The organism is Streptomyces dengpaensis, from assembly GCF_002946835.1.
GTDB classification, from domain to species: Bacteria; Actinomycetota; Actinomycetes; order Streptomycetales; family Streptomycetaceae; genus Streptomyces; species Streptomyces dengpaensis.
Window position 1 is genome coordinate 2,684,676 of record NZ_CP026652.1, and the last position, 12,610, is coordinate 2,697,285.

Consider the following 12,610-nt stretch of genomic DNA (forward strand, 5'->3'; position numbering starts at 1 on the left):
TGGGCGTGGCCACCAGCTATCGAGGAGCTGACGACAGTGAGCATTATCCACACGTACGTGCGGTGGGTGCTGGGCGTGTTCGCGACTGGCAGGGGCAAGCGCCGGGCCGACTCCCGCCCCGCCGCATCCGCCCCCGCCACCCGCCCAGAGGCACCCCGTATCCCGACTTCCCGATTTCGCGACTTCCCACCCCGCGTTTCTCCGTCCGGGGAGGATGCGCCGCTCGACGGCCGTGCTGCGGCCCTGCGGCCGTATGTGCTTGAGGTCGAGCGGGAGCCGGCGCGGCAGCACCGGCGCCGTGTTGCCTTGGTCCTCGCAGCGGACTTCGGCGTGGACCTTGACCAGCATGTGGTCGGCGCTGAAGGAGTGGCGTGATGGGGTCGACGGGAATGCGGCCACAGCGGACCGGGGGCCAGGTCGAGGAGCCGGGGTGGCGGTCGGCGGAATGCACGGTGGCCACGCGGCCGGGCTATGAAGATCTACACGAAGAGTGCCGCCGGACGGCGGATGTGCCGTTGCCCCACACGGTCGGCGTGCTGCTGGTGCGGCGCTGTCCGTGCTCCTGCCACACACCGGGAGACGGCCGGTGAACGCGGGGAAGCGGCCCGAGCCGGGTGCCTCACGCATGACCATCGTCACGTACCGGATCGGCCCCGATGGGGAACACACCATGCCGTCGAAGCGGATCACGGTCACGGCCGACCCAGACCCGGAACGGCTCGCCACCCCTCTCACATGGCCTGCGTGCCAGTGCCCGCGCTGCCGCACCGGGAACGGGCCCCGCGCCCGGTAACCGCCCTGATCGGCCGTCCGCCCCGCGTCCTGCTGCCAGGCGGGAGCGCGATCTACGATAGACAGAACACATGAGGTCCCAGGAGCGGGCTCCTGGGACCTCATGTTGGCCATTTCCAATTCTCAAATATGCAGTTCCGCCGGAAACTTATCCGGGTTTCCGTAAGTTAGCACTCTGCGCAGCCCATCGCGGAGGTTCTGTACATCAGAACCGGGTGCGATATCGAGAGTCATTTCCTGGTCCGGAAGGGAGAGTGCGCCAACTGCCTCAGAGGTGAAGCGGAAGGAGATTTGATCTGCCGACAGGGCGACACTTTCGATTCCTCCGTAGTGGACTCCCCCTGTCTCGTTGACGACGCAGTAGCTGTCCAGGCCTAGCCTTCGCTCCTGCTCGCCAGGTTCTTCCAAGCCGCTCTGGAGGGTGAGATAGCGCCCCTCGCCGTATTCATCCTCGGCGATTCCTACAATAAAGCAGGAATCCGGCACATTCTCCTGTACGGCCACGACTCTGACGAGCCACTCAGGACGGTTCACCGCGTTGCTCACCCCGCACTGCTCCAGGTTTCTTGCTCCCAAACGTACACGAACGTTGCTCCTGTTTCGGCGGCCGCGCGCCTCATGGAGCCTTGGCACTGCGTGCATGGCGGATTGGTGCCCGCGATCGTCACGATGTCACCAGGTTTCACCGGGGCCAGGTTCGCGTAGCGATCTCCCGAGATCTTGACGTGTGGACTTGCACCCGACATGCGCGTCACACGACTCTCGGTATGACTGGCTTGTGAATTGTTGGGGAACCCGAGGGCCTTCTCCTCTGGCGTCTGGGTCCCGCTCCGAAGGGAGTATGAGTTCGTCAACTTGCCCTCCGCGCTTCGGACCTCCACCCCTGCCCAGTGAGTGGTCTTCGATGTCGGCCCGACGATACTGCCAGCGTAAGGCTTGTTTGGGCGCCCATAACTGGGCCTGTGCCCGAAGATCGCTGCGAGCGCGCTGGGGACTCGATAGTAATCACTGTTGAGGTCATATCCGGCCTCGCTCGCTACCCAGTTGTCGAACTGGTTTCCGTAATCGCAGCCGGGCATTCCTGGGCCGCCGTATCCGCGGCAGTCACTGTCGAAAATCCATCCGGCGTATTCCGCCATATGCGGAACGTTGCTGACCGCGCCGTAAAACAGCTCGCCGGTACCTGAGCAAAAGCTGGCGAGAAATCCCCAGGATCCACACCCTTTTGAATCCCCAGGCCCCTTTTTGAGCCCGCCGCCACCACTGCTGGTGTTTCCTGAACTGCTGGTGGAAGCTGTGCCGCTGCTATCAGGGTCTGCGTAGACAGTCGAGCATGAGCCGTGGTGGCAGCTGCCGCCGCCCGGGTTGTTCGGGTCGATGGGGCCGTCCGTGATGATCTCGCCTGATCCGTCGCCCTTGGGGGTGCCGACTCCGCAGACGTCTGCGAAGCACAGACCGGTGGGGTCGGACTGGGTGATAGGCGAGTTGCCGGCATAGCTGTAGCCGTTGAGCGACTGGTGCTGGTCGACCGACAGGACCGGGTCGACGTTGATGAACTGGCCGATTCCCGGGTCGTATTCGCGGGCTCCGATGTGGGTCAGTCCTGTTGCTTCGTCGGCGGGCTTGCCCAGGAAGGCTTTGTCGTCGGGCCAGTTGGTGGCCTTCGGGCCGCGTGAGGCGCCGAACGGTGTCGTGTAGCGCTTCGTGACCGCGTACGTCGTGGCGTCCAGGGCGATGCTGGAGGTGCCGTGGTGGTCGGCGGCCAGGAAGTTCAGCTTGGTGCCCGGAGTGCCCGACACGGCGGTGCGGACGGCGATGGTCTGGCCCGCGGCCGTGTAGTAGCGGGTGCCGGACAGGGTCTTGGCGGTGCCCTTGACCGTCAGGCGGACTTCCGTGCCGCCGAGGTAGAGGATCGTGTCGCCGTCGCCCTTCGCGCGGCGGATGAGGAGTTCACCGCCGGCGTCGTAGAGGTAGCCCGCCTCCTTCGCGCCCTCGGTGGTTGTGGCGAGCTTGCCCTCGCTGTTCCAGTTCAGGGTCTGCTGAGCCGCCGTACCCGGGCGCCCGGTGGTGTTGCCGGTCGGGTCGTATGTGTACGTTCCCGCCGTGGCGCCGGTGGTCCTGGCCAGCGGGTGCGGCTGCCCCGCGGTTGTGCCGTACTCGTATGTCGTGGTGCTGTCGCCCGAGGCGGCGTGCTTGGTCTCGGTCTTGCGCTGTCCCGCGTCGTTGTACGTGTACGAAGTCCAGTACGGAGCCTGACCGTCAATGTTCCCCACGGCGCGGCCCGAGGCCGCGCAGTCCGCCGTCTTCGGGGTCCAGGACTCCGTCAGGCGCCGGTACCCGTCGTAGGTGAAGCACTGGTAGTCGGCCTTGGTCGTGCCGCCCTGGGTCGTGCCGTCGAAGACCGACGTCACATTGCCCGCGTCGTCCTGGGTGAAGTTCAGGTCCTGGGGCATGTAGGCGTGGACGTCGTCGGTGACGTACGCGCGGGTCAGGCGACGGAAGCCGGGCTCGTACGTGTAGTTGACGTACGCCTTCTTCGCCGAGCTGGTCGGGTCGGTGCCGAGGATGAGCTGGGTCAGGTCGCCCTGCGGTGAATAGGCCACGTCCTGCCGGTAGTTGGTGGTGCCCTGGGAGCTCAGCACCTGCCCGGTGGCGTTGTACTTGTAGCTGACCGTCTCGGTTGCCAGGCCGCCGACGGCTGGCTCGGTGGCCCCCTTCAGAGTGCCGTCCAGGTTGTAGTTGCCGCTGAAGGACAGCATCTTGGCCACGCCCGCCGCGACCAGCGGTTCACTGTCGGGGAGCTGTAGTTCACTGGCGGTGGCGCGGTAGAGGCTGTCGAAGGTCTTGACCTTCTGGGTGTACGCCTTGGTGAGGCTGCCGTCGTAGCGTACGGCCGTGTCCTGCTGGCCCTTGGCCACGGCGTCGTAGCCCCAGAACGCCAGCTTGTTGGCGTCCGTCCGCTCGGTCTGCCACTTGGCAGTCTTGCGACTGAGTTCGTCGTAGCCGTAGAGCAGCTTCTTGCCCGCCGCGTCCGTCGTCCAGTCGACCCGGTCGAGACTGTCGTACGCCGTGTGCGACGCACCCTTGTCTGGGTCAACGGCATCCACCTGGCGACCGAAAAGGTCATACGCGTATGACCACTGGGCGTCGTCCGGACCCGTGATGGTCTTCTGCTGACCGGCCGGGGTGTATGTGTAGTCAGTCGCGGTGTACGAGGTGCCCGTGGGCTGCGGGCCGGCGTACTCACGGCGCTGCGTGGTCTGGCCGAGCGCGTTGGTGATGACCGAGGTGGCCTGGCCGCCTGTGGCGGCCGAGGTGGACACTATGTCACCGGTGTACGTGTTGTTGATCGTCACCCGGCGCACGAGCGGGTCGCCGTTGGTGGAGAGGTCCCGACCGCTGGTGACCGTCTGGCTGACACGGCCCGCCGCGTCGTACGTGGTGTTGGTCTCGATCGGCGCCTGGCCCCCGTCGGTCTCCACGAACTGGCCGTTGGGCGCCGTGGTCGAGTCCCAGATGTCGCTGCGGGTGCCGACGACGAGGCCGCGCGAGTCGTAGAGCGTCAGGGAGACGAGCCGTCCGCCACGTGGTGTGGGGGTCTGGACCTGTCGGGGTCGCAGCAGGGAGTCGTAGAGCTCGTAGGTCGTGTTGTAGCCCGACCCGTCACCCTTGATGGCACCCGTCGACACCCAGGAGATGTCAGTGGCGTTGCTCGTGACGTGGTAGCCGTAGACGTAGTTGGGCGTGGCGTTCAGGACGCGCAGCCGATTGGGCAGCCAGACCTGGGTGGTGCGCCCGAGGCTGTCGTACGTGGTCTCGGTGACCTTGTTGTTGGGGTCGGTGACCTTGGTCGGAGAGCCGGTCGCGAAGTCCACCAGCGTTGTCGTCTGGTAGGTCTTGGCGTCGGTGACGGTCGTGGAGGTCAGTGGGCCGACAGCCGCCGGGGTGTAGGCGGTGGTGGCCACCGTCAGGTCGTTGGTGTCCTTGACCACCGTGGGACGGCCCAGGGTGTCGTAGTCGGTGGTGGCAATCCTCTGCCAGCTCGGGGTGCCATCGGCCGCGTAGGACTTCACCCGGCCCGCCCACTGGGCCTCGCCCTTGGTCGGGGTCTGGGTGGTCGTATAGGTCTTGGAGTCGTAGGCGGTCGCCGTGTCCGAGATGACGTCGCCGGCGCGAGTGGAGTCGGTCGGCAGATCCAGGTCCGCGTTCAGCGTCGCGCAGGGCTTGGCCACCACGCGGACACGGGAGATCAGCCCGTTGATGCCGACCGTGTCGTTGCGGGCGTAGGTGTTACGGGTGCACTTCTCGTCCCCGTCGACAGCGTCGTCGCCGCTGTCATCGACCCTGGACGCCATCCCGTAGCTGTCATACGTGGTCACGATGGTGCGGACGCGATCCCGCGGAGTGATGCCGCTCGTGATGTTGGTACGCGTGTGGGTGGCGCCCGTGCGCACGTAGTACGCCTCGGTATCCGCGTACGACTTGTGCTGGGTGGCCGTTTTCTGTGACCAGGGGTCGTTGACCGTGCCGGAGACTTCGTCCGCGCCGTTGTAGGTGACGGACTCCCGGGTGAAACCGGCGTACTGGTCGGAGTCGGTGATCTCGCCGGCCTTGATACCGGTCACGGTGGCGGTTTTGCGCTGGTCCTTGTCCGGGGTCTTGCCGTCCGGCCCCAGGACGCGGTCGCCGTTCATACCGCGCAGGTAGACGGTGACGGCCTTGGACTGTGTGCCGTTCGGTGCGCCGGTGATGTGGGTGACCTCGCCGAAGCCTCGCCATACCGACCAGGTGCGCTCCTTCTCCGGAGTGAGCGGGTCCTCGTTGTAGTGCCAGGCTCCACCGCCGGAGTACAGGTAGGTGTGCTGCACCGCTTCCCCGTCGAACAGGACCCGGAAGCCGTCCGCGTCTGGTGTGAGGAGACTTGGCCGACGATCTGGCCAGGGCAAAGGCGGAGAACGCCGAAGTCCTGTTCGCCGACCGAGCGACTACAACCTGGACGGCACCCTCGGCGGGGCCACTGAGCCCGCCGTCGGCGGGCTGGCCACCGAGATGGTCAGCTACAAGTACAACGCCACCGGGCAGCTGCTGAGCTCCCAGGGCACCACCAACTACCTGCAGGACGTGGCCTCTTCGCGCCCGGCCGCAGTGTCCACGCGGTGGGTCGCCGGGACGGGGATCGCGGAAGGTGACACGAACCGGATCACGAGACACTAGTCGCGAGGGAACTCGTCCGTCTTGAGGGTGAGGCCGACCACCTGGTCAGTGAGGTCCACCGGGTCGCCGAACGCGATCTTCGTCTCGGTGGTGTAGTCGCCGTCCTTGGGCTGAGTGAAAAGGCGGCACCGGGCCTGGTAGGGATCGACGATGAGGTAGACGGGGACTTCAGCGAGCGCGTACGTGAGTTTCTTGGTGCCGTAGTCATTGGCGGCGGTGTCCTTGGAGATGACCTCGGCCACGAACTCGACATCCTGGTAGCGCCAGCGGCCCTTGCTGTCCTTCACCGACTGATCGGCCATCGCCGCCACGTCGCAGGCGAAACCGTTCAGGTGCCCGGGAAAGTCGATCCGCACGTCCGACGCCAGCCGCTTGCGGTCGTACCTGCCGCGGAGTTGCTCCGCGATGCCGAGGATGATCTCCCAGTGCGTTTGCCGCTGTGGTGACATGAAGATGTTCCCCCCGACGATCTCGACCTTCGTTCCCTCGGGGACGGGCATCTTCTCGAGCCACTCGAACATGACGTCCAGAGTCAGCTCGCCGCTTTCCTCGGCCATCTCGATCCTGTCTTCAAGGACGGTCATCGTGGCGCTCCTCCCCGGCCGCGACTCGGTCGAGTGCAGCCGCGCAGTTCAACGATACGTATGGTGACCGGGGTACGCCCAGATTCGGTCAGGCGGTTCCGGCCGGGTACGGCTCGCCCAGGTGCCACGCCTGGTACATCGCCTCCGCGAAGCCTTCCGCGATCTTGTGTTCGCCGCTCGCGTTCGGGTGCGTGCCGTCACGACCCGGCCGGCGTCGAGCAGGAGATGTGGTCCCTGCTCACCCTCTACCAGCTCCTGCGCCGCACGATAGTAGAGGCAGCGGAGTCCCGGCCGGGCACCAACCCCGATCGCTGCGGCTTCACCATCGCCTTCCAGAGCGCCCGTGACCTGCTCATTCGTGCGGAAGGAATCACCGAGCAGCGGCTCGGGGAGATCGGCCACCGACTCCTGTCGGCCCTGCTGCCCGGGCGCCGCCTCCGCGTCAGCACCCGCAAGGTTAGGTCCCCCATCTCGCGCTACGCGGAACGCAAGATGGACGGCCGCCCCGATGACAGCCGGGCCGTGACCTCGATGCCCATCACGACCCTTGCGCCATCACCACCCGAGCCGCCCTTGCCCGCGACGACCATCCCGCAGTACGCCGGGCCCGGCAGCGCGTCCTCGGCATCCCTGATCGTGTGGGCCGCCGTCGCCGTCCGGTGCTGCGTACTCAAGGCTCCGCCTCCGTCCCCGTCCGCAGAACCCCTGCTCGTACGGCGAGGGTTGGACTACTCTGCGTGTTCTGACCATTACGAGAATGGCCCCGGACTTGAGGGCGAACACGGCAGGCGAGCCGACGTTCTCGGCAACGCGACGCACATTCCACACCTTCCACGCCTCAGGGGCTTCACGGCCTTCACGGCTCTCATGCCCCCTCACAACCCTCGCGGAGGAGCGCGATGCCGCCGAGACGCGTGATCACGGGACGCAGCCAGGAACCGCGCCGGCGGTTCGCGGAGGAGCTGCGGTTACTACGTACCGCGCGGGGGTGTGAGCCTGCGGGAGCTCGCGAAGGTGGTGGGGTGGGACCCGTCCCAGTTCGGCAAATTGGAGAGCGGGCAGACGCTGGGCGGCCCGGAGGTCGTACAGGCGCTGGACACGTACTACGGGACGCCGGGACTGCTGCTGGCACTCTGGGAGTTGGCCGTCAGCGATCCGGCGCAGTTCCGCGAACAGTACCGGCGGTACATGATGCTGGAGGCCGAGGCGGTGAGCCTGTGGCACTACGCCGTGAGCGCGCCGCCGGGCCTGCTCCAGACGGCCGGGTACGCGCACGAGGCGCTCGCGGCGGGCGGCCTCAGAGGTGAGGAGCGGGACCAGCAGGTCGAAGCACGCCTGGGGCGGCGCAAACTGCTGGAGGGGAACGACCCGCCGCCGTTCCGCGTCATCCTCTCCGAGGCCGTCCTGCGTACGCGGCTGCGCGACCCGCAGGAGTGGCGGGGCAGCTGGGAGTATCTGGCGGAGGCGGCGGAGCGACCGAACATCACGCTCCACGTGCTGCCGTCCAGCGCGGGCCCTCATGGCCTGATGAACACCGCCACGATGTTCCTCCGGCTGAGACTTCACTGCCGGGCGCCCCCGCCGAATCCCACCCCACCTCACCCCACCTCACCGCAGCAAAACCCCCGCCCCCTCCCGCCCATCCTCCGAAGGCACCGCCACCACCCCCACCTCCGCGCTGGACGCCAGCAGCCGATGCGTGGGCAGAATCCGCACCGTGTAGCCGAACGGGCCCGTGCGGTCCAGGGACAGGGGGCCCTCGTACACCCACTGCCCCTCCACGTCCGGGCCCCCCGCCGGTTTCAGCGGGACGCACGTCGCGTCCTCGATGCGGTCGTCGGAGTCGACGCGGCCGGCGACGGCCTGGACCTCGACGTCGTCGGGGGCGAGGGCGCCGAGGCCGACGCGGACGCGGAGGGACAGGGTGGTGCCGAGTTCGGCGGTGGTCGTGGCGGAGGAGGCCTCGACGTGGTCGACGGTGACCTGGGGCCAGGCGGCGCGGACGCGGGACTTCCAGGCGGCCAGTTCGCGGGCCGCGTCCGCGGTGAGGGAGCGGTGGGCGTGCGCCGCGGGCGTGTACAGGCGCTCCACGTACTCGCGGACCATCCGGCCGGCCAGCACCTTCGGGCCCAGATGCGTCAGCGTCTGGCGGACCATCTCGATCCAGCGGTCGGGCAGGCCGTCCTGGCCGCGCTCGTAGAAGCGGGGGGTCACGCGCTGCTCCAGCAGGTCGTACAGCGCCGCCGCCTCCAGGTCGTCACGGCGGTCGTCGTCGGTCGCCGTGCCGTCCGCCGTCGGGATCGCCCAGCCGAAGTCCGGCTGGAACCACTCGTCCCACCAGCCGTCCAGGACCGACAAATTCAAACAGCCGTTGAGCGCCGCCTTCATGCCACTCGTCCCGCACGCCTCCAGCGGGCGCAGCGGGTTGTTGAGCCAGATGTCGCAGCCGGGGTACAGCTTCTGCGCCATCGCCATGCCGTAGTCGGGGAGGAAGACGATGCGGTGGCGGACGCGGGGGTCGTCCGCGAAGCGGACCAGTTCCTGGACCAGGCGTTTGCCGCCGTCGTCCGCCGGGTGCGCCTTACCCGCGAGCACGATCTGGATCGGGCGCTCGGGGTGCAGGAGCAGATCCATCAGCCGGTCCCGGTCGCGCAGCATCAGGGTCAGGCGTTTGTACGAGGGGACGCGGCGCGCGAAGCCGATGGTCAGGACGTCCGGGTCCAGGACGCCGTCGATCCAGCCCAGTTCCGCCGTGCCGGCGCCGCGCTGACGCCAGGACGCGTACAGCCGCGACCGTACCTCCAGGACCAGCTGCTCCCTGAGCACCCGGCGCAGATCCCAGATCTCCTGGTCCGCGATCTCGGCCACGCCGTCCCAGCGCTCCGTGCCGCCGACCGCGAGCGCGTCCTCGGTGCGCTGCGGGCCGAGCTGGCGGGACCCGAGCCGGATGACCTCCGGTGCCACCCAGGTCGGCGCGTGCACGCCGTTGGTCACCGAGGTGATCGGGACCTCTTCGGGGTCGAAGCCCGGCCAGAGTCCTGAGAACATCTCCCGGCTGACCTGGCCGTGCAGCAGCGAGACGCCGTTGGCCCGCTGGCCCAGCCTGAGGCCCATCACGGCCATGTTGAAGAGGTTCGGTTCGCCGCCCGGGTAGGTCTCCATGCCGAGGCCGAGGATGCGTTCCACGTCGATGCGCGGGAGTTCGGCGTCCGGCCCGAAGTGGCGGGCGACCAGCTCACGGTCGAAGCGGTCGATTCCGGCGGGCACGGGCGTGTGGGTCGTGAAGACCGTGCCGGCCCTGACCGTCTCCAGCGCCGCCGCGAAGTCCAGTCCCTCGTCACCGAGTTCGGCGATCCGCTCCAGGCCGAGAAAGCCCGCGTGTCCCTCGTTCGTGTGGAACACCTCGGGCTGTGCGTGGCCGGTGAGACGGCAGTACGTCCGTGCCGCGCGCACCCCTCCTATGCCCAGCAGCATCTCCTGCAGCAGCCGGTGCTCGCTGCCTCCGCCGTACAGCCGGTCGGTCACCCCGCGTTCGCCGAGGTCGTTCTCCTCGACGTCGGAGTCGAGCAGGAGCAGCGGGACCCGGCCCACCTGGGCCAGCCAGATCCGGGCCCGCAGCGCCCGCCCGCCGGGGAGGGCCAGCGAGACCTGGGCGGGGGTGCCGTCGTCCTCGCGCAGGGGCACCAGCGGGAGTTCGTGCGGGTCCAGGACCGGATAGTGCTCCTGCTGCCAGCCGTCGCGGGACAGGGTCTGGCGGAAGTAGCCGTGCCGGTAGAGCAGGCCCACGCCGATCAGCGGGACGCCCAGGTCGCTGGCGGCCTTCAGATGGTCGCCGGCGAGGATGCCGAGGCCTCCGGAGTACTGCGGCAGCGCGGCCGTGATGCCGAACTCGGGCGAGAAGTAGGCGATGGCGGCGGGCGGTTCGGAGGCCGTCTGGGCCTGGTACCAGCGGTCGCCGGTCACGTAGTCGCGCAGATCGTCGGTGACCGCGGCGAGGCGGCGCAGGAAGCGGCGGTCCTCGCCGAGTTCCGCGAGGCGTTCGGCCGACACGCTGCCGAGCAGGCGTACGGGGTCACCGTCCGAGGCGGCCCAGCGCTCGGGGTCGACGGACTGGAAGAGGTCGCGGGTCTCGGCGTGCCAGGACCAGCGGAGGTTGCGCGCCAGTTCGCTGAGCGGGTGAAGGGCTTCGGGGAGGACGGGTCGTACGGTGAATCGGCGGATGGCCTTCACGGTGCACACCTCTTTGCGCCTGAGCCGGCGCCGCTCTCGCGGACCTGGCTGATCGCCGTCGGGGTACCTCAATGGGTGGTTGCGCCGAGTGGTCCTTCAACGACCACTCGCCCTCGACGGTAGCGGCACGAGCGCCTCGGGAACTACAGGGCATCGCGGCCCGCCGAACGATCGGGCCGCCCACGTGACGTAGGCGGAAAATCGCCGCAACCTTCACGTGTACCCCACGGACGATATGGCCGATTCCGCCCTCCTGGGCGGCCTTGTGGTGCTTCACACCACACGAGAGGCTCACCCACGTGGCGTACCGCCGGTCCCGGCATCTCGCCATGTGGCGTACGGCCGGTCCCGGCCCGCGTCGGCCGGCTCCGGCCTCCGTACGCCGTGTTGAGGAGGGGAACTCAGGTCATGGCACAGACGAGAGAGAGGCGTCTGCGCTGGGCGGGGGGTCTCGCCGCGGTCACGACGGCCGCGGTGCTTTCGGCCACCGCCCTGCCCGCGCACGCCGCCCCGGAGGGGCAGATACTCGGCGCCGGCGACCCCGGCTCCGTCAGCGGAAGTTACATCGTGACACTCAAGGGGGGCACCAAGGCTCCGTCCTCGGCCGGAAAGAGCATCGCCGAGAAGTACGGGGCGAAAATCAGCCACACCTACGGCACGGCCCTCAACGGCTACGCCGTGAAGGTCAACGAGAAGCAGGCCCGGCGGCTCGCGGCGGACTCCCGCGTGGCCTCGGTCGTACAGGACACCCGGATGACGGCCGGCCACTACCAGAAGAACCCGCCGTCCTGGGGTCTGGACCGGATCGACCAGCCGGACCTGCCGCTCGACAAGGGCTACACCTGGCCCGAGTCGGCGGGCGCCGGCGTGACCACGTACGTCATCGACACCGGCATCCGCATCTCGCACAAGGACTTCGGCGGCCGGGCGAGCTACGGCTGGGACTTCGTCGGCAACGACAAGACCGCGGGGGACGGCAACGGTCACGGCACGCACGTCGCCGGAACCATCGTGGGCACGCAGTACGGCGTCGCCAAGCAGGCCAAGGTCGTCGCCGTCCGCGTTCTCGACAACGCCGGCTCCGGCACCACCGCGCAGGTCATCGCGGGCATCGACTGGGTGACCAAGCACGCACAGAAACCGGCCGTGGCGAACATGAGTCTGGGGGGTTACGCGAACGCCCAACTGGACGCCGCCGTACGCAACTCCATCGCCTCCGGCGTGACCTACGCGGTGGCGGCGGGCAATGACGGACTTCCGGCAGGGCTGTACTCTCCGGCCCGGGTCCGCCCGGCCCTCACGGTCGGCGCGAGCGACAGGACGGACCGGCGGGCGAGCTTCTCGAACTTCGGTTTCTCGCTCGACCTGTTCGCGCCCGGCGTGGCGATCACCTCGGCGTCGTACGTGAGTGACACCGGGAAGGCGACCTTCTCCGGTACGTCGATGGCGGGCCCGCATGTCGCGGGCGCGGCCGCGCTCTATCTGGCCGACCACCGCAACGCGACGCCCGCCGAAGTGGGCAATGCACTGGTGAACCAGGCGGTGAGCGGCAGGATTTCGGGCGCGGGACTGGGCTCGCCGAACAAACTCCTGCAAGTCGGCTGACTCGGCCGAACGGGCCACACGGGACCGGCCTCGACCTCACGGACGAGGCCGGTCTTCCGTGTAGACATACGCGTGAGTAGTTAACAAAGTACCGGAATGCCCACCCGCATAGGGTGGGAAGGCTCCCCCGGTACGCCCCGCAGGCCCTGCCTCCCACACCCTCATCCGCCCACCGAGTTGACGCG

At 68.3% G+C, this 12,610-nt stretch carries 7 protein-coding genes and 1 pseudogene; 3 read left to right on the forward strand and 5 right to left on the reverse strand.

Annotation, left to right across the window (positions count from 1 at the left end; translation table 11 throughout):
* Positions 1 to 915 precede the first annotated feature (915 nt).
* Both C4B68_RS12060 and C4B68_RS12065 read right to left on the reverse strand, forming a co-directional pair.
* Entirely contained in the window at positions 916 to 1,338 is a 423-nt protein-coding gene (locus C4B68_RS12060; RefSeq protein WP_167459075.1) for an Imm10 family immunity protein, read from the reverse strand.
* Positions 1,335 to 5,660 (reverse strand): RHS repeat-associated core domain-containing protein, encoded by a 4,326-nt coding sequence (locus C4B68_RS12065; protein WP_107475414.1) that lies wholly within the window; start codon positions 5,658 to 5,660, stop codon positions 1,335 to 1,337. Before C4B68_RS12065 ends, C4B68_RS12060 begins: the two co-directional genes overlap by 4 nt.
* A 43-nt stretch (positions 5,661 to 5,703) precedes the next feature.
* On the opposite strand from C4B68_RS12065, the gene C4B68_RS41845 reads away from it, so the two are divergent.
* Complete coding sequence (locus C4B68_RS41845) at positions 5,704 to 6,006, forward strand: hypothetical protein (RefSeq protein WP_167458940.1); 303 nt, start codon at positions 5,704 to 5,706, stop codon at positions 6,004 to 6,006.
* On the opposite strand, the gene C4B68_RS12075 is transcribed toward C4B68_RS41845, so the two are convergent.
* A complete protein-coding gene (locus C4B68_RS12075) occupies positions 6,003 to 6,590 on the reverse strand; it encodes a Uma2 family endonuclease (protein WP_099504786.1) in 588 nt (195 codons plus the stop codon). The two genes, C4B68_RS41845 and C4B68_RS12075, sit on opposite strands and share 4 nt — an antisense overlap.
* A 476-nt stretch (positions 6,591 to 7,066) precedes the next feature.
* Complete coding sequence (locus C4B68_RS12080) at positions 7,067 to 7,264, reverse strand: hypothetical protein (RefSeq protein WP_099504787.1); 198 nt, start codon at positions 7,262 to 7,264, stop codon at positions 7,067 to 7,069.
* 225 nt (positions 7,265 to 7,489) lie between these two features.
* Here C4B68_RS12080 and C4B68_RS43170 point away from each other — a divergent pair.
* Positions 7,490 to 8,147 (forward strand): annotated as a pseudogene (locus C4B68_RS43170) (helix-turn-helix domain-containing protein); the annotation flags it as partial.
* A 51-nt stretch (positions 8,148 to 8,198) separates the two neighbouring features.
* Here the strand turns inward: C4B68_RS43170 and C4B68_RS12090 are convergent.
* Complete coding sequence (locus tag C4B68_RS12090) at positions 8,199 to 10,820, reverse strand: glycosyltransferase family 1 protein (RefSeq protein ID WP_099504788.1); 2,622 nt, start codon at positions 10,818 to 10,820, stop codon at positions 8,199 to 8,201.
* A 408-nt stretch (positions 10,821 to 11,228) separates the two neighbouring features.
* On the opposite strand from C4B68_RS12090, the gene C4B68_RS12095 reads away from it, so the two are divergent.
* Complete coding sequence (locus tag C4B68_RS12095) at positions 11,229 to 12,425, forward strand: S8 family peptidase (protein ID WP_099504789.1); 1,197 nt, start codon at positions 11,229 to 11,231, stop codon at positions 12,423 to 12,425.
* Positions 12,426 to 12,610 lie beyond the last annotated feature (185 nt).